Genomic DNA, 19061 nt, shown 5'->3' with positions numbered 1-19061 from the left:
AATTAAATCTTTACTTAAATTCTAATTATCAAATGTTAAATTTGGCCATTGCTTATGCCATTGTTTTCGATTAATTCTATCCAAATAAACGTCATATCTACCAGAGTCATGATTAAAATATTGAGTTGGTGAAACAATACCGTTAAACAAGTCTTGAACACTGTAGTTATAATGTACTTCTAACTCACCATTTTTTATCCTAGCACAAATAGCTGTTGGCGCTTCTGTATAATGATCCACAGCATCCTTCGAATCAATATATTGAATAAAATCATTTTTCAAATGCATTCTCGCTTGATTTTTTACTGACCAAGGTATGCTAGAATCAATATCTCTTAATTGCTGTTCATATCGCTTCTCAATAGATTCATCTAGACAGTCAGCATCATAAAATATAACATCAACATCATTATATGGTGTCTTATCTGTATAATCATGAATCATATCCCAAATTTTATTTCTTATAAATCCCGCGCTAACCCACGAATCATTTAAATTCAGGCTTTCTACAACTTCTAAAATATAAATCATATCCGCATCACTTTTAATAAGGTCATAAATAGCCTTCATAAACACACATCCCATAAATTCTATTACTCATTATTATATTGTATTTTTACAATGAATGAAATGAGATGCATTGAAAACAACTACAGAAATAAAGAAAAAGCCAACATAACATGATATATGAAATGCTGGATTATTATTATATAATTTAATCAATATAAACTATCAAAAGATGGCCAGATATAAAGGATAAGTAGTTATGTATGAAAAGAAAACCAAAATTGAGCTTTGAAGAGCAAATTAAAAATTAAAATCATTAGGTATTTTATTTAACGAAATAAAAGAGGATGAAGCTAAAGAAATATTGAAATATAATACGTACTTATTTAAATTATCTTCATTCAGAAAAAATGTACCTAAAGATGATAGTGGAAATTATAATTTCGAATTTTCTGCATTATCAGATCTTGCGACTTTAGATATGAGATTACGTTACATATTATTACCTATGTGTTTAGATATAGAACATTCACTAAAAACAGACATTCTCAAAAAAATAACTAATGACGATACTTAAGATGGATACCAAATTATGCAAGATTTTATTAATAATCATCTAGGAAAAATTTATGATAATGAATCATACTTAGTATACACCACAGGTATAGGGGAAGATGTTATACTTGATTATATTGATATTATAAACAATAAGAAAGATGCACCTGATAGCTTTCAAAACGTAGTAAAAATCAATTAATATATTGGAGCTTTTTAATGTATAGAAAAATAAATTTATTCATCGTATTTCTCATTTTATTATTATCTATAATAACGACTTTCTTGGATCAAAAGACATCTTTTTTTAATAATTTAACCGCTTTGCTATATATACAGTTTGTTTTCTCTATTTCAGTAAACATATTTTTACTAAAATATATCTTTGACTTTGAAATTATTAGAAGATTATTAGATAGAACACACATTCTTTTCCAGTACTTTATTTATACAGCCTTTTTATTTCTGACAATGTTTATGTTTATTTCTTTTAATTTTACAAATATTAATTTATTAAGACTAATCTTTAGTTTATTATTCTTGTTTGTATTTAGTTTTTTAACTCAATTATTAATTTGTGAAACAATATCTAAAGTATATATAAGAAATAACAAGTCTATTTACTTCAGCGCACTAGTAATGTTTATACTATTTATACTTTTAATAATTCCAAATTATTTACAATAATATCGTTGTCATTATAAATAACAACTTTTCTATAAATCCAAACACAAAAAAACCCTCTAGCCTGATTGCTAAAGGGTTTTGCTATACGTTATATATTATTGTTCCTCTTTAACGTATGGTAATAAAGCCATGTGACGTGAACGTTTGATAGCTACAGTAAGCATACGTTGGTATTTTGCTGAAGTACCTGTTACACGACGTGGTAAGATTTTACCTCTTTCTGAGATAAACTTTTTAAGTAAATCTGTATCTTTGTAGTCGATATGTGTAATACCGTTTGCTGTGAAGTAACAAACTTTTTTACGACGACGACCACCTCTTCTTGGTCCACCTGCCATGATTGTGTTCCTCCCTTCTCGTTAAATGTTTATCAATTTATATTCGTTTCAATCAACTATTAGAACGGCAAATCATCATCACTGATATCAATTGGGCCATTAGCGTTTGCAAATGGATTACTTGATTGTTGATTATTTGACTGTTGATTTGAAGGTGCTTTTTGTCCTTGTTGTTGGTTACCACCAAAGTCTTGTCCATAATTTTGGAATTCGTTATTATTTTGGTTATATGATTGATTATCATTACCAGATTGACGTTGGTTTGCGCCTTTTGGTTCAAGGAATTGAACACTGTCACAAACAACTTCAGTTACATAAACACGACGACCTTCTTGGTTCTCGTAGCTACGAGATTGTAGACGACCTTCAACTCCTGCCAGACTACCTTTAGATAAGTAATTGTTTACATTCTCTGCGGGACGTCTAAATACAACACAGTTGATAAAGTCAGCTTCTCTTTCACCTTGCTGATTCGTATAAGTACGATTAATAGCTAAAGTAAAAGTAGCAACTTGAACGCCTGAGGGTGTTACTCTGTATTCCGGATCTTTAGTTAATCGACCGACTAATACAACACGATTAATCATTTAATCTCCCCCATTTTATAAGTTAAATTATTTTTCTTCTTCGCGTACTACGATGTGACGAATGATATCATCAGAGATTTTTGCTAAACGATCAAATTCACTGATAGCTTCGTCATTTTCAGACTTAACTCTAACGATGTTGTAGAAACCTTCTGTGAAGTCTTGGATTTCATAAGCTAAACGACGTTTACCCCAATCCTTTTCTTCGATGATTTCTGAACCGTTTGAAGATAAGATTCCTTTAAAACGCTCAACGACAGCTTTTCTAGCTTCGTCTTCGATATTTGGACGTACTACGTACATTACTTCATATGTTCTCATCAATTTACACCTCCTTGTGGTCTATGCGGCCTAATAACTCAGTATTAAGCAAGGAATAATTTTCATTACTCACAATCAAGAATTATAGCATAGAGTATTACTTTTTACAATCTTTTTCTCAATGATATCACAGAAAAAGCCAATAGTGCATAAACACTACTGGCCTTTATCTTACACATTAAATCTAAAGTGTACAACGTCTCCGTCTTTCATTAGGTATTCTTTACCTTCTAATCTTACTTTACCCGCTTCTTTAGCACCGTTCATACCGTTATTTGCTAATAAATCGTCATAACTTACGGTTTCTGCTCTTATGAAGCCTCTTTCGAAGTCTGTATGGATGATTCCTGCACATTGTGGTGCTGTCATGCCTTCTTTAAATGTCCATGCTCTTACTTCTTGTTCACCTGCTGTAAAGTATGTTGCTAATCCTAATAAGTTATATGATGCGCGGATTAATTTGTCTAATCCTGCTTCTTCTACGCCTAAATCTTCTAAGAACATTTCGCGGTCTTCGTCATCTAATGTTGCTAATTCTTCTTCGATTTTTGCTGAAATAACGATAACTTGTGAACCTTCGTTACTTGCGTATTCTTCGATTTTTTGTACGTATTCGTTATCTTCTGGACTTGCTACTTCATCTTCTGCTACGTTTGCTACATATAACATTGGTTTAGAAGTAAGTAAGCTTAAATGTTTCACGATTGCTTTTTCTTCTGGTGTGAATTCTAAACTTCTTACTGGGTTATTGTTTTCTAATGTTTCTTTAATTTTTGCTAATACTTTTTCTTCAACCACGGCATCTTTATCTTTTTGTTTTGCCATTTTTGCTACTCTTTCATAGCGTTTTTCTACTGATTCTAAGTCAGCTAATACTAATTCCATATTAATAACTTCAATATCATCGATTGGATCTACTTTTCCTGATACGTGCGTTACATTTTCATCAACAAATGCACGTACGACTTGGCAAATCGCATCTACTTCACGGATATGTGATAAGAATTTATTTCCTAATCCTTCACCTTTAGATGCACCTTTAACGATACCTGCAATATCTGTAAATTCGAATGCTGTTGGTACAGTTTTCTTAGGTTTTACTAATTTCGTTAATTCTTGTAAACGGTGGTCTGGTACTTCTACAATCCCTACGTTAGGGTCGATTGTTGCGAAAGGATAGTTCGCTGCAAGTGCTCCTGCTTTCGTAATTGCGTTAAATAATGTTGATTTACCTACGTTTGGTAATCCTACTATGCCAGCTGTTAATGCCATATTTTATTCACCTTGTCCTTTTACTAATATTTTTTTAATTTTTTTATTAAACTCTTGTCTTGGTAGCATAATACTACGAGAACATTCTTCACATTTTATTCTAACATCTGCACCGAGCCTTATAATTTTAAATCTATTATACCCACATGCGTGTTGTTTTTTCATTTCAACGATATCATTTAACTCATATGATTTGATCATATTTTTGCCTCCCGATTAGATGATTATTGAATGTTATTTGGATTATAAGAAACCATTGTTGGAATTGGCGCTTGAATACCTTCTTTATCGAAGAAAGATTTCACTTCTCTTCTTAAGATTCTTGCACCTGATGCATGTTCATTTGGTTCTGTTTCACCTGCTATTTTAATCGTTGCTTCCCCTGCCGTCACAGTTTCTACACCTAAAATTTCAGGATCTTTAATGAATATTTCATATCTTTCTTTAACTGTTGGTAAAAATTCATTTAACTTACTTTCAACTTCATCTAAATCTTCTTTAATAGATACAGGGATTTCTACGATAGCCATACCGTTATGAATTGAGAAGTTTACAATCTCATTCATTGTACCATTAGGAAGTATTGTTAAATCACCAGCAAATGATAATATTCTTGTAGATCTCATTCCTATTGATTGTACAGTACCTTCCGCAACAGTGGTACCTGTTGTATTAATTTTTACATAATCGCCAACATCAAATTGATTTTCGAAAATAATAAAAAAGCCCGTAATGACATCTTTCACTAAAGTTTGTGCGCCGAAACCAATTGCTAACCCTACAACACCGGCACCAGCAATAATACTTTCAACTCTTATGCCTAAATTGCTTAAAATCGTTGTCGCAACTATAAACCATACGACATAAGAAATAACATTTTGTAGTAAGTTAACCATTGTTTTAGCACGCTTGTTAGACTTCCCTACCCTCTTAGTTCCGTATTTCGTTGTAAAGAATTTCTCTACGACTTTATGAAGCACTTTAATAATGACGTAAGCTAATACAATGTAGAATATGCCGATTAATATTTGTTCTATCCACTTCTGCCAATTTTCTGGATCCATAAATGGGTCTATCAATTTATGGATGATGTTCATAATCTTATTCACTTTTACACCTCTTATTCTTCTAACAATAATTCTAATATTCTCTTATATTCATCTTCAGAATTAAATTCAAGAGAAATTTTACCTACTTTTTTAGTCTTAGAAATATCAATATTCGTTCCAAACTTTTCTTTTAATTGATATTCATGTTTAACTAAGAAATTAGGTTTCGGTTGTTTGGATTTCTTTTTCTTGTCTTGGCCATGAGCATTTAACTGTTTAATATATTCTTCTAATGCTCTAACACTCATATGTTCTTTTACAACTTTTTTAGCCACTTGATCTAATTGATGTTTCTTATCTAAACCAAGTAATGTTCTACCATGTGCACTTGATATTTTTTCTTCGTTGATTAATTTTTTTACACTTGGTGGTAAGTTGAGCAACCTTAAGACATTTGCAATGTATGATCTTGATTTCCCTAATCTATCTGCTACGTCTTGTTGTTTTAAGTTCAGTTCTTCCATCATCGTCGCATAACTTTTTGCTTCTTCTAGAGGTTTTAAATTTTCACGTTGAAGATTCTCTATAATAGCAAGTTCTAACATTTCTTCATCGGTTAAATTTTTAATGATTGCCGGTACTGAATCTTTGTTAGCTAATTGACTTGCTCTAAATCTTCTTTCACCTACTACGATGTCGTAACCTTTTATCGTTTCTCTTACGACGATAGGTTGCAACACACCATGCTGTGAAATAGACTGAGTTAAATCTCTCAAAGCTTCTTCATCAAAATAATCTCTCGGTTGATACGGATTCCTTCTTAATTTTTCTAAAGGAAGTTCAACAATTTTATCATGACTATGGTTATAAGAAATCTTATCTGTTAATGCTTGATTTCTTTCTTTCATTTCATCACCACGTTATTTATTCTCGTATGTTTCACGTAAAACATCCAAATTAGATTATAACAATTTTGAAAGGGATATGCACAAAAGAAAAGTTGAGCGATAAATTAAAATATTCAGAAAAGTTGTTGACAAAAAAATATACGCATAGTATTGTGTAATATATCAACAACGAAAACAAATAAAATCACGATAAAAAGGAAAGTAAATCTTACACTGCAATCATCAGAGAGTTCCCATTTGCTGAAAGGGGACATTGAAAGAAAGATTGAAAATGGCCTTGGAGTGGTGGCATCGATATTGAGGTGTCAACGGGATCGCCCGTTATAGCGATACAGTATTAAAGTCTCTTTAGCGATGATGGCGTACTGGAATTTGTTCACCAATTTTACTGCCATTATATCTTCTTGTAAGAGACTCGTACTTATAGAGGTAATGTCAGTAATGTCATTGCGAACAAAGGTGGTACCGCGAGCTAAGCTTTCGTCCTTTACATCCGATTTATTTCGGGTTTAAAGGACGGAAGCTTTTTTTATTTTTAAATTCATTAGGGAGGAAGGCTATTATGAAATCTACTCAACTCGCTCAAATTTCATTAACTAAAGACCATACTGGGGCTACTACAAACCCAATTTATCTTTCTACAGCCTATCAACATGAAAAATTAGGTTGTTCGACTGGTTTTGATTATACAAGAACAAAAAATCCAACTCGCTCAAACTTTGAAGATGCATTTGCCAAACTTGAAGGTGGTAAATACTCATTTGCAACATCAAGTGGTATGGCTAGTATCCAATTAGTTTGTAACTTATTTAAACCAAATGATGAAATCTTAGTGTCATTCGACTTATATGGTGGCACATTTAGATTATTTGAATTTTATGAAAAACAATACAACATCAAATTTAAGTACATAGACTTTTCAAATATTGATGAAGTAAACGCATCTATTAATGAACATACACGTGCATTCTTTATTGAACCCATTTCAAATCCGTTAATGTTCTCAGTAGATTTAAATCCTTTATATGAAATTGCACAAGCAAGAAATATATTAACGATTATAGATAACACGTTCTTAACACCATACTTATCAACACCTTTAAAAGACGGTGCTGACATCGTCTTACATTCTGCTACAAAGTACATAAGTGGTCATAATGATGTGTTAGCTGGCATTGTCACTGTAGCAGATGACTACTTAGGTGAAGTGCTTGGCCAATTTCATAATATGATCGGTGCAACACTTTCACCATTCGATAGTTATTTATTACTGAGAGGCTTAAAGACATTACATTTACGACTTGACCGTTCTACTGAAAATGCTCAAAAGTTAGCACATTCACTACAATCTGTTGAAAGCATTGATGAAGTCCTTTACTCAGGTCAAACCGGAATGTTAAGTATCCGTTTAAACAATGCATATAGCGTTGATAGCTTCTTACAAAATATTAAATTATGTATATTTGCTGAAAGTCTTGGCGGTACTGAAACATTTATCACTTTCCCATATACACAAACACATGTAGATATGGCAGATGAAGAAAAAGATAAACGCGGTATTGATGAATATTTACTCCGTTTATCTATTGGAATAGAAGATTACGAAGATATTTACGAAGACATACTACAAGCCTTAAAAAATTCAAGAAAAGAAGGAGTGTCAATATGAGCTATTCAAAAGAAACGTCTTTAATATTGGATTCCACTAGAGGTAATGAGCACTTATCAAGCAATCAACCATTATACTATTCATCGACTTACCATCAAGAAACTTTAGGGGGCAATCAAGAATTTGACTATGCACGCAGTGGTAACCCTAATAGAAAGTTACTTGAAGAAAAGTTAGCAGATTTAGAAGGCGGTAATTACGGATTTGCATTTAGTTCAGGAATTGCTGCAATAACAGCTGTCTTCTTAACATTGAAACCAGGAGACCACGTGATTCTTCCAGATGATGTTTACGGCGGAACGTTCAGACTAACTGAACAAATTCTTAAGAAATTTGAAATAGAATTTACAACTGTCGATCAAACAGACTTACAAAATATCAAAGAAGCTGTTCAAGATAATACGAAATTGATCTATGTTGAAACACCTTCTAACCCACTCTTTAAAGTGACAGATATTGATGGAGTTAGCCAAATTGCACGTAAACACGACGCACTATTAGCTGTCGATAATACATTTATGACACCCTTAGGACAATCACCATTGAAACTAGGTGCTGACATCGTCGTTCATTCAGCTACAAAATTCTTAGGTGGTCACAGTGACCTCATAGCTGGAGCAGTAGTCGTGAATGACCCAGAACTTAAAAATGAAATTTACCTTATTCAAAATGGTACAGGTTCAGGATTAAGTGTTTATGATTCTTGGACACTTGCTAAGCATTTAAAGACATTACCAATTAGATTTAAACAATCTGTTTATAACACAGAACAAATTTATAGATATTTAATCGATAATGAAGCAATTGAAACAGTCTATTATCCAATCACAAATGACACACATTTAAGACAAGCTAAAAATGGCGGTGCCGTGCTCGGATTCAGACTTAAAGATGAATCAAAAGCACAAGCATTTGTTGACCATCTTAATATCCCACTTGTATCTGTAAGCTTAGGTGGTGTAGAAACGATTCTTTCTCACCCAGCTACAATGAGTCACGCAGCCATCCCTGAAGAAGTGAGAGCTAAACGTGGTATCACTAACGGATTATTTAGATTGTCAGTCGGCTTAGAAGATGTCAAAGAATTGATTACAGATATCGATTGGGCATTAAAGGAGGCTACATATGATTCTAAAAGAAGCGTTAAAGAGCCAAATTTTATTAGCTGACGGAGCAATTGGAACCATCCTCTACTCTGAAGGATTGGATACTTGCCCAGAAAGTTATAATTTGACACATCCTAACAAGATAGAACAAATTCACCGTTCATATATTGAAGCTGGTGCAGATATTATTCAAACAAACACGTACGGTGCAAATTTTGAGAAGCTTCAAGATTTTAATTTAGAACATCGCGTAAAAGAAATTCATCGAGAAGCTGTTCAAATCGCTAAAAGAGCGAGCAACGACCATACGTTTATTCTAGGTACGGTAGGCGGTTTTCGTAATATCAAAAAGAGTAACTTATCAATTGAAGCTATTCAATATCACACAGAGATTCAAATTGAAACACTTGTTAATGAAGGTGTAGATGGTATTTTATTTGAAACATACTACGATTTAGAAGAATTACTTGCTGTCTTAAAAGATACAAAAGCAAGATACGACATTCCGATTATTGCTCAACTAACAGCTAGTAATACAAATTATTTGAGAAATGGCACACCTATACCAGATGCATTAAAAACATTAGTAAACGCCGGTGCAGATGTCGTTGGTTTAAATTGTCATCACGGTCCATACCATATGATTAAGACATTTAAACATATTGACTTACCTGATCATGCTTACCTTTCATGTTATCCAAATGCAAGTTTACTGGATTTAGAAGACAACGACTTGAAATACAATAACAACTCAGATTACTTTTCAGATGCAGCTAAAGAGCTCGTTAACCAAGGCGTCAGATTAATAGGTGGATGTTGTGGTACTACACCGGAACATATTAAAAAAATAAAGAATGTCGTCAAAGATTTAAAGCCTATCAAGCATAAAAATGTTATACCAATCGAAACAAAACAGTACAAAAAGCAAAATAAAGAAGAACCTAGTATTAAAGAGCTTGTTCAACAAAGACCAACCGTTATTGTTGAATTAGACACACCTAAACATTTAGATACGAATAAATTTTTCGATGGGATACAAGCCCTTGAAGATACAGGTGTAGATGCGGTCACGCTTGCTGATAATTCATTAGCGAGTGTAAGAATTTCTAACATTGCCGCAGCAAGTGTCATTAAACAAAAATATAAAATTAGACCACTCGTACACTTAGCTTGCCGTGATAGAAACTTAATCGGCTTGCAATCTCACCTAATGGGCCTTTCATTACTTGGTATTAATGACATCTTAACGATTACGGGCGACCCTTCTAAAGTGGGTAACTTCCCTGGCGCAACAAGTGTATTCGACGTTAATTCTAGCGGATTAGCTGAAATTATTACTCAGTTTAATCAAGGTATAAACGCCGATGGAGACACATTGAGAAGCAATACGAACTTCTCTGTTGCAGGTGCATTCAATCCAAATGTAAGACGACTAGAGCCAGCAGTCAAAAGATTAGAAAAAAAGATTGAATCTGGAATGGAATACTTTATTACACAACCGATTTATGAACCTGAAAGAGTTAAAGAAATATATGAAGCAACTAAACATATAGAAGCGCCGATTTTCATTGGTATTATGCCAATTACGAATTACAATAACGCACTCTTCTTACACAACGAAGTACCTGGTATTAAACTATCAGATACGGTGCTAAACGCCTTTGAAAAAGTCAAAGATGACAGAGATGCAACAAGAGAGCTCAGTATTAATTTGAGTAAACAATTGATTGATGCAGTACACCAATATTTTAATGGCTTGTACTTAGTTACACCATTTTTAAAATATGATTTAACAGTTGAATTAGCAAATTATTCACAACTAAAAACTGGAACACAAACCAAGGAGGCAATATTATGACAATTAAAACATCAAATTTAGGATTCCCAAGACTAGGTAAGAAAAGAGAATGGAAAAAAGCCATCGAAAGTTACTGGGCTAAAAAAATAGATAAAGCCGAATTAGATCAAACGTTGCAGGATTTACACAAAGAAATTTTAACAATTCAGAAAGAACATCATGTTGATCATATCCCTACTGGTGATTTCTCACTATATGACCACGTGTTAGATACATCATTACTATTTAACATTATTCCAGAACGTTTCCAAGGACGTCCTGTAGATGACGATTTATTATTCGATATTGCACGTGGTAACAAAGATCATGTTGCAAGTGCGTTAATCAAATGGTTCAACACAAACTACCACTACATCGTACCTGAATGGGACAACGTGTCACCTCAATTAAATAAAAATGTGTTACTTGAGAAATTCAACTTTTCTAAAGAAGTTGGTGTAACATCTCATCCAGTTATTCTTGGACCTGTTACATACGTAGCATTATCTAAAGGTGGCGACCAAAGTTTCGACGAAAAAGTAAGAACACTTTTACCGTTATATAAAGAAGTATTCAAGCAATTAACTAATGCTGGCGCTGAATACATCCAAGTAGATGAGCCAATTCTAGTAACAGACGGTGCAGCTGATCTTCAAGATATTACGAAAGAAGCATATGAATTCTTTAACGAAGCGGCACCTGCTGCGAAACTTGTCTTACAAACATATTTCGAACGCGTAGATTTAAACTTTGTTGGTCAACTACCAGTCTATGGTTTCGGTTTAGATTTTGTACATGACAATGGCTTTAACTTACAACAAATCAAAGATGGCTTATTCCCTAAAGAAAAAGCTTTATTCGCTGGTATCGTTGATGGTAGAAATGTTTGGTCAACTAATATTGAAGAGAAGAAAGCTTTAATCGAAACATTACAATCTTATACAGATGAATTAGTTATTCAACCATCTTCTTCATTATTACATGTACCAGTTACTTTAGAAGAAGAAACATTAGACGACTCAGTTCGTGAAGGTTTAAGCTTTGCGACTGAAAAATTAGACGAACTATATGCTTTAAAACAATTATTTAACGAAAATGATGACACTTTATATAACGAATTAAAAGCGCAATATGAACGCTTTGAAAGTCAATCATTCAAACAACTAGAATATGACTATGATTCAGTTAAATCAGAACGTACAACACCATTTAAAGAAAGAAAAGTCTTACAAGATCAAGTATTAAATTTACCAGACTTACCAACAACAACGATTGGTTCATTCCCTCAATCAAGAGAAGTACGTAAATACCGTGCTGATTGGAAAAACAATCGTATTTCAGATGAAAAATACGAAGAATTCGTACAAAATGAAATTAAACGTTGGATTGAAATTCAAGAAGAAATTGGATTAGACGTATTAGTACACGGTGAATTTGAACGTAATGACATGGTTGAATTCTTCGGTGAAAAGCTAAACGGATTCTTAGTAACTAAGTTTGGTTGGGTTCAATCATATGGTTCTCGTGCCGTTAAGCCACCAATCATTTACGGAGATGTTAAATGGACAGCACCATTAACAGTTAAAGAGACATTATATGCTCAAAGTTTAACTGACAAACCTGTTAAAGGTATGCTTACAGGTCCAGTTACAATCTTAAACTGGTCATTCGAACGTGTGGATATCCCACGTAGCGAAGTTCAAGATCAAATCGCATTAGCCATTAATGAAGAAGTTCTAGCACTTGAAGAAGCGGGTATTAAAGTCATCCAAGTAGACGAACCTGCATTGCGCGAAGGCTTACCTTTACGTTCTGAATACCATGAAGATTATTTAAATAAAGCTGTACATTCATTCAAATTATCAACTTCTTCAGTACAAGATTCAACACAAATTCATACACATATGTGCTACTCACAATTTGGTCAAATCATCCATGCGATCAAATCATTAGATGCTGATGTTATCTCAATCGAAACTTCAAGAAGTCATGGTGACTTAATCAAAGATTTTGAAGATATCACATATGACTTAGGTATCGGTTTAGGTGTATATGATATTCATAGCCCTCGTATACCTACAGAAGAAGAAATTACAGTTGCAATCGATAGAGCACTTCAAGAAATTGACCGTTCTCTATTCTGGGTAAACCCTGATTGCGGATTGAAGACAAGACAAGAAGAAGAAGTAAAACAAGCTTTAACTGTATTAGTAAATTCAGTAGAAAAATTACGTCAAGACAATACAGTTAAACAACCTAACTAATAAATGAGGTGATGTTATGTCATATCCATTATGGAACTCGCTAAATCAACTGAAAGAATATAAATGGGTAGATTTAACGCATACATTTGATTCAGAATCTCCACATTTTTCAGCTTTTGAAAATGCAGAAACAAAAACATTATATAAAGTTAAAGATGACGGTTTCTTTGCCCAATCATGGCAATTTCCTACACAATATGGCACGCATATAGATGCACCTATACATTTTGTAGAACATAAACGATATTTACATGAACTCGGTTTACAAGAAACAGTCTTACCTTTAATCGTGTTAGATTTCTCAAAAGAAGTAGCCCAAGATTCAGATTTCAGACTAACTAAAGAACACATTCTTCAATGGGAATCTGAAAATGGACCAATTGAAAGTGGAACGTTTGTCGCATTTAGAAGTGACTGGTCAAAGAAATGGCCAGATAAAGAGCAATTTGAGAACAAAGACAATGGTGGTCATGAACATCTCCCAGGATGGTCATTAGACGCACTTAAATACTTGTTTGAAGAGAGAAAGATCAAGTCAATCGGACATGAAACATTTGATACTGATGCTTCAGTAGACATCCGTAAAAATAATGACATTGTCGGTGAACGATACGTACTTGGTTTAGATACTTTTCAAATAGAACTGTTAACCGGATTAGACGAACTACCAACTCGTGGTTCAATTATATTAGCCATTAGCCCTAAACCTAAAAATGCACCCGGATTCCCTGTCCGCGCATTTGCTATTACCCCTAAATAATAGCACTGCCATATGATATTTTTGAGCGAGTATCGTATGGCAGACTACCTTCCCTATATTAAATATATAAAAAGCACCTTTCGATGGAGATCGAAAGGTGCTTTTACTGTTTAATATTTAGATACGGGTGATCCACCGATTTGATAATCTATTTCTATCGCATTTTCACTATTTTTACGATATAAATAATAGAAATACATAGACCATAAAATCGTCAAACCAGCTGACAACCAATAACTAAGTGATAAATCCATCCCAAATCCAATTGGTTGGCTTAATATATACGTGAATATATTCCATGTCATAAATAAAGCAGGTATTAAAGCGACATAGAAATTCTTTTTAGATAGTAATAAATACATAGCGCCTATCCATAGAGCGATAACAGCTGTTGTTTGGTTTGCCCAAGAGAAGTATCTCCAAAGTATTGTGAAGTCTACTCTCGTTAAAATAAAACTAATAACAAACATAGGTATCGCAATTGCGAAGCGATTCATTACTTTTTTCTGACCGAAATTAAAATAATCAGCTAAAATCATTCTCGCACTTCTAAACGAAGTATCACCACTTGTTATTGGTAATACAATAACACCTAGAATCGCTAATGTTCCAAATACAGAACCTAATAACATAGTAGAAGCCTCACTCACTACAAGCGCCGCTTCACCTTTCGCTAACACTTCTTGTAGACCACCATAGCCACCAAATAAACTCATAGCAGCCGCAGCCCAAATCATCGCAATAATACCTTCAGCAATCATCATACCGTAGAATATTTTACGACCATTTTTCTCATTATTCGTCGTTCTAGAAATAATCGGTGATTGTGTCGCATGGAAACCAGATAAAGCACCACAAGTAATCGTAAAGAATAATAAAGGAAAAATTGGTGCCGAATCAGGATGCATATTTTTCAAAGTTAGTTCCGGAATTTCTGCACCAGTCATAATTAATCGTACAAAGATTCCTACTGCAGAAATCATCAAGATGAAACCAAATATCGGATAAACTTTACCAATAATTTTGTCGATAGGTAGCACTGTTGATAAGAAATAATATAAGAAAATAACAAAAATAATAATACCTAAAGCCACTCTACCATCCATTAAAGAATGTAATAGTAATGCCGGACTCGTAACAAATACCGTACCTGTTAATAACAATAGTAATAGTGTAAAGACGTTTACGAGATGTCTCATCACATTACCTAAGAACTTACCAGCTAATTCAGGTAAATGAGCCCCCTTATTACGGATAGAAATCATACCTGTTAAATAATCATGAACAGCACCAGCAAATATAGACCCTAATACAATCCAAATAAAAGCAACTGGTCCATATAAAGCACCCATAATCGGTCCAAATATCGGTCCAACCCCTGCAATATTTAACAATTGAATCAATGAGTTCTTATTTGTCGACATCGGAACAAAATCAATATTATCCCTTTGATCATGAGCAGGCGTCGGACGTTCATCCTTAACACCAAACATTTTTTCAATATACTTGCCATATGTAAAATAACCTATAACTAATAAAACGATAGAAACTAAAAATGTAATCATTAAAATCCCCCTTTTAAATGAAAACGTTTACAGAAAAGTATAAATGACTTTTTTACAAATAACAATAATATATCGGAAATTTACAGAAATTCTATATGTAAACATAAAAAAGAGTTTGGGATATTTTATAATGTCCCAAACTTTATATATTATTTCTTCTTATAAACTTTAATCGTAATTTCATAGAAGTCTTTATGTTCTTCATCAATTCGCTTGATTTTAATACCCTCTTTTTCAACATTTTTAATGCTTTGTTCGAGTGAATCAAGTGCTTCTGTGATGTCTTGTTCGAATTGAAATTGTTTTGCTTTTACTTTTTCAGAGCCGCGTATTTTCTTAACGCGATCTTCTGTTTGTTTAACGTTTAAGTTCTGAGATTGTATGGATGTTAAGACTTCTTGCTGCCCTTCATCATCTAAACCTAACAATGCTCTTGCATGTCTTTCTGTTATTTCACCTTTTTGTAATGAAATAATAATAGGTTCTGATAATTTGAGCAGTCTTAATTTATTGGCTATAAATGACTGGCTCTTACCCATACTAACTGCTAAATCATGTTGTGTAATATCTTCTAAATCCAGCAATTTCTTATAGGCTTCCGCTTCTTCTATAGCTGATAAATTTTCTCTTTGTATATTTTCAATTAGTGCAACGGCTGCTGTTTCTTTGTCATTTAATGGTTTAATAATAACTTCAGTTTCTGGTAAATCGTTATATTTCATTGCACGAAATCTTCGCTCACCTGCTATGATTTCATACATACCTTCTTCAATTGGACGAACAACAATAGGTTGTAATAATCCATGTTCTTTTATAGATTGTGCGAGTTCTTTAATTTTAGATTCATCGAATACTTTTCTCGGTTGATAACGGTTTGGCACTATTCTTTCTGTTGATATGACTGCCACATTACCTTCAGCTCGTGCTTCTTCTATGTGTTCTAATTCTTTGTCTTTAAGTCCAAATAATTTAGAAAAAGGCTTTTTCATCTCAATATACCTACTTTCGTTCATACATATTTCCCAGGAATTATTTTGTTAAAGGTTCTTTGTTTGGTGTTCCTGGCTTTCTTGGATACTTCTTAGGTGTTTGTCTTAATTTATCTATCGTAATGATCTGTCTCATACTTTCTTCAAGAGGTAGCGTAAATTCATTTACTGTTTTTACTTCTCCACCTAAGACAGAAATTGCAAATTGTGCATCTTCTAACTCTTCATTACCTTGTGAGCCTTTTAATGCTACAAATTGACCGCCCTTTTTCACTAAAGGTAGACATAATTCACTTAATACAGATAATCGTGCTACTGCTCTTGCAGTTACAAGATCAAAGCTTTCTCGGTACTGTTGTGATTTACCGAATGTTTCTGCTCTATCATGTACAAAGTTTACTTTATCTAAGTCTAATGATGCAGCTAATTCATTTAAAAATTTAATTCTTTTATTTAATGAATCTACTATCGTAATTTGCAAGTGTGGATATACGATTTTTAAAGGGATACTCGGAAATCCAGCGCCTGCCCCTACATCACAAATCGTTTCAATTTCATTAAAATCTATATAAAAGCTTGGTGTCACTGAATCAAAGAAGTGTTTCAAGTACACTTCTTCTTTTTCAGTAACTGCTGTTAAGTTAATTTTTTCGTTCCACTCTACTAACATCTCAAAGTATGTTTCAAATTGACTAATTTGTTTATCTGATAATGTTATACCTGATTCTTTTAACGTATCAATAAAAGTTTGTTCATTCATGTTAGTTCACCTTCTGAATTTTACCTTGTTCAATGTACACAAGTAAAATCGAAATATCTGCAGGGTTTACACCTGAAATACGAGAAGCTTGTGCAATATCAAGTGGCTTAACTTCTTTAAGTTTTTGACGTGCTTCAGTCGCTAAACTATTGATTGCATCATAATCGATATTTTCAGGAATTTTTTTATCTTCCATACGTTTCATTTTTTCAACTTGTGCTAATGATTTTTGGATATAACCTTCGTATTTCGTTTGAATTTCTACTTGTTCTTGTACGTCTTCATCTACTGGTGAAGTTTCTTGTAAGATTTCCATAATAGCTGCGTAATCCATTTCTGGTCTACGTAATAGATCTAAAGCTAATATACCGTCTTTAAGCGCTGTTCCACCGCGACTTTCGATAACACTTTGTGTATGTGCATTCGGTTTAATACGAATACCTCTTAATCTTTCTCGTTCAGCTGAAATTGCTTCACGTTTTTGATTAAATTTAGCGTAACGTTCTTCAGAAATCATACCAATTTCATAACCGATATCTGTCAGTCTTAAGTCTGCATTATCATGTCTTAATAATAGACGATGTTCTGCTCTAGAAGTTAATAAACGGTATGGTTCGTTCGTACCTTTTGTAACTAAATCATCAATTAACACACCGATATAAGCATCTGAACGACGTAATATAACGTCTTCTTTACCTAATACTTTACCAGCAGCGTTGATACCTGCCATTAAACCTTGTCCTGCCGCTTCTTCATATCCTGAAGTACCATTAATTTGACCCGCAGTAAATAAGTTTGTAACGACTTTCGTTTCCAGTGTTGGCCATAATTGTGTTGGCACAATTGCATCATATTCAATTGCGTAACCGGCACGCATCATGTCTGCTTTTTCAAGTCCTGGAATTGTTTCTAACATTTTACGTTGAACATGTTCAGGTAAACTTGTTGATAGACCTTGTACGTATACTTCTTGTGTCTTACGTCCTTCTGGCTCTAAGAACAATTGGTGTCTTGGTTTATCATTGAATCTAACAAATTTATCTTCAATTGAAGGACAATATCTTGGACCTGTACCTTTAATCATACCTGAGTACATAGCAGATAAATGTAAATTATCGTCGATAACTTTATGCGTTTGTTCATTTGTATATGTTAACCAACAAGGTAATTGATCTAAAATGTATTCTGTCGTTTCATAACTGAACGCACGTCCTACTTCATCACCTGGTTGAATTTCTGTTTTGCTGTAATCTATTGTATTACCATTAACACGTGGAGGCGTACCAGTCTTGAATCTCACGATATCAAAGCCTAATTCTTTCAAGTGTTCAGCTAATTTAATAGATGGCATTTGGTGGTTTGGTCCACTTGAATATTTCAAGTTACCTAAAATAATTTCACCACGTAAAAATGTACCTGTCGTTAATACAACAGCATCCGCTTCATAAGTTGAGCCGATAACCATTTCTACACCTTTAACTTTATTATCTTCTATAATTAAACGTTCAACCATACCTTGCATAATATCAAGATTTGGTTCATCTTCAATCACACGTTTCATTTCTTCTTGATACAATACTTTATCTGCTTGTGCACGTAATGCTCTTACAGCTGGACCTTTACCAGTGTTTAACATACGCATTTGAATGTGTGTCTTATCGATTGTCTTAGCCATTTGACCACCAAGCGCATCGATTTCTCTTACAACAATTCCTTTAGCTGGACCACCAACTGATGGATTACATGGCATAAATGCTACACTATCAAGGTTAATTGTAAGCATTAGTGTTTTTGCACCACGTCTTGCAGAAGCTAAACCAGCTTCCACACCTGCATGTCCAGCGCCGACAACAATAACATCATATTTTTGTGTCAAAATTTTTCCTC

General features: G+C 33.5%; 17 protein-coding genes, 1 pseudogene and 1 other annotated feature. Of the genes and pseudogenes, 6 read left to right on the top strand and 12 right to left on the bottom strand.

Annotation, left to right across the window (positions count from 1 at the left end; all coding sequences use genetic code 11):
* Positions 1–21: 21 nt before the first annotated feature.
* On the bottom strand, positions 22–570 hold the full coding sequence (locus tag ACJTHF_RS11375; protein WP_158259709.1) for a nucleotidyltransferase family protein: 549 nt from the start codon (positions 568–570) through the stop codon (positions 22–24).
* Between the two features lie 200 nt (positions 571–770).
* Here ACJTHF_RS11375 and ACJTHF_RS11370 point away from each other — a divergent pair.
* Positions 771–1081 (top strand): annotated as a pseudogene (locus ACJTHF_RS11370) (Abi family protein); the annotation flags it as partial.
* Between the two features lie 763 nt (positions 1082–1844).
* Here the strand turns inward: ACJTHF_RS11370 and rpsR are convergent.
* The 7 genes from rpsR to ACJTHF_RS11335 all read right to left on the bottom strand — a co-directional run bounded on the left by rpsR (position 1845) and on the right by ACJTHF_RS11335 (position 6224).
* Positions 1845–2087, bottom strand: coding sequence for a 30S ribosomal protein S18 (gene rpsR / locus ACJTHF_RS11365; RefSeq protein WP_025906198.1), 243 nt, complete (start codon positions 2085–2087; stop codon positions 1845–1847).
* A 59-nt stretch (positions 2088–2146) separates the two neighbouring features.
* Positions 2147–2674, bottom strand: coding sequence for a single-stranded DNA-binding protein (gene ssb, locus ACJTHF_RS11360; RefSeq protein WP_025906200.1), 528 nt, complete (start codon positions 2672–2674; stop codon positions 2147–2149).
* A gap of 27 nt (positions 2675–2701) precedes the next feature.
* A complete protein-coding gene (rpsF, locus tag ACJTHF_RS11355; protein ID WP_025906202.1) occupies positions 2702–2995 on the bottom strand; it encodes a 30S ribosomal protein S6 in 294 nt (97 codons plus the stop codon).
* 171 nt (positions 2996–3166) lie between these two features.
* The gene (ychF, locus tag ACJTHF_RS11350; protein WP_058590728.1) at positions 3167–4267 is read right to left on the bottom strand and encodes a redox-regulated ATPase YchF; all 1101 of its coding nucleotides are present in this window, start codon (positions 4265–4267) and stop codon (positions 3167–3169) included.
* A 3-nt stretch (positions 4268–4270) separates the two neighbouring features.
* Complete coding sequence (locus ACJTHF_RS11345; protein ID WP_025906204.1) at positions 4271–4468, bottom strand: DUF951 domain-containing protein; 198 nt, start codon at positions 4466–4468, stop codon at positions 4271–4273.
* A gap of 23 nt (positions 4469–4491) precedes the next feature.
* Positions 4492–5376, bottom strand: coding sequence for a mechanosensitive ion channel family protein (locus ACJTHF_RS11340; RefSeq protein ID WP_025906205.1), 885 nt, complete (start codon positions 5374–5376; stop codon positions 4492–4494).
* 11 nt (positions 5377–5387) lie between these two features.
* Positions 5388–6224 (bottom strand): ParB/RepB/Spo0J family partition protein, encoded by an 837-nt coding sequence (locus tag ACJTHF_RS11335; RefSeq protein WP_070368812.1) that lies wholly within the window; start codon positions 6222–6224, stop codon positions 5388–5390.
* A 180-nt stretch (positions 6225–6404) separates the two neighbouring features.
* Positions 6405–6715, top strand: a binding site (T-box leader).
* Between the two features lie 71 nt (positions 6716–6786).
* On the opposite strand from ACJTHF_RS11335, the gene ACJTHF_RS11330 reads away from it, so the two are divergent.
* Genes ACJTHF_RS11330 through ACJTHF_RS11310 form a run of 5 tightly spaced genes read left to right on the top strand, consistent with a single transcriptional unit; the run spans position 6787 to position 13860 of the window.
* A complete protein-coding gene (locus ACJTHF_RS11330; RefSeq protein WP_078354857.1) occupies positions 6787–7893 on the top strand; it encodes a PLP-dependent transferase in 1107 nt (368 codons plus the stop codon).
* Entirely contained in the window at positions 7890–9062 is a 1173-nt protein-coding gene (metC, locus tag ACJTHF_RS11325) for a cystathionine beta-lyase MetC (RefSeq protein WP_088592619.1), read from the top strand. The genes ACJTHF_RS11330 and metC overlap by 4 nt, the downstream gene beginning before the upstream one ends.
* Complete coding sequence (locus ACJTHF_RS11320; RefSeq protein WP_119469368.1) at positions 9019–10857, top strand: bifunctional homocysteine S-methyltransferase/methylenetetrahydrofolate reductase; 1839 nt, start codon at positions 9019–9021, stop codon at positions 10855–10857. The genes metC and ACJTHF_RS11320 overlap by 44 nt, the downstream gene beginning before the upstream one ends.
* Positions 10851–13100, top strand: coding sequence for a 5-methyltetrahydropteroyltriglutamate--homocysteine S-methyltransferase (gene metE / locus ACJTHF_RS11315; RefSeq protein ID WP_119469369.1), 2250 nt, complete (start codon positions 10851–10853; stop codon positions 13098–13100). Before ACJTHF_RS11320 ends, metE begins: the two co-directional genes overlap by 7 nt.
* Before the next feature lie 16 nt (positions 13101–13116).
* Positions 13117–13860 carry a cyclase family protein gene (locus ACJTHF_RS11310; RefSeq protein ID WP_119469370.1) on the top strand — a complete coding sequence of 248 codons (744 nt, stop codon included), beginning with the start codon at positions 13117–13119 and terminating at the stop codon, positions 13858–13860.
* A gap of 110 nt (positions 13861–13970) precedes the next feature.
* Here ACJTHF_RS11310 and ACJTHF_RS11305 read toward each other — a convergent pair whose 3' ends face one another.
* From ACJTHF_RS11305 to mnmG, 4 genes are all read right to left on the bottom strand, one after another.
* Positions 13971–15425 carry a carbon starvation protein A gene (locus tag ACJTHF_RS11305; protein ID WP_048542897.1) on the bottom strand — a complete coding sequence of 485 codons (1455 nt, stop codon included), beginning with the start codon at positions 15423–15425 and terminating at the stop codon, positions 13971–13973.
* Positions 15426–15574: 149 nt separating this feature from the next.
* Positions 15575–16414, bottom strand: a complete 840-nt coding sequence (gene noc / locus ACJTHF_RS11300; protein ID WP_107609116.1) for a nucleoid occlusion protein — start codon at positions 16412–16414, stop codon at positions 15575–15577.
* Positions 16415–16454: 40 nt separating this feature from the next.
* Positions 16455–17174, bottom strand: coding sequence for a 16S rRNA (guanine(527)-N(7))-methyltransferase RsmG (rsmG, locus tag ACJTHF_RS11295; RefSeq protein WP_107603083.1), 720 nt, complete (start codon positions 17172–17174; stop codon positions 16455–16457).
* 1 nt (position 17175) lies between these two features.
* Positions 17176–19050: a tRNA uridine-5-carboxymethylaminomethyl(34) synthesis enzyme MnmG gene (gene mnmG, locus ACJTHF_RS11290; protein WP_232157045.1), complete on the bottom strand. Its 1875-nt coding sequence runs from the start codon at positions 19048–19050 to the stop codon at positions 17176–17178.
* Positions 19051–19061 lie beyond the last annotated feature (11 nt).

The organism is Mammaliicoccus sp. RAM2 (genome assembly GCF_045897195.1).
Taxonomy (GTDB): Bacteria; Bacillota; Bacilli; order Staphylococcales; family Staphylococcaceae; genus Mammaliicoccus; species Mammaliicoccus sciuri.
This window is presented reverse-complemented; position numbering and strand designations above follow the sequence as displayed.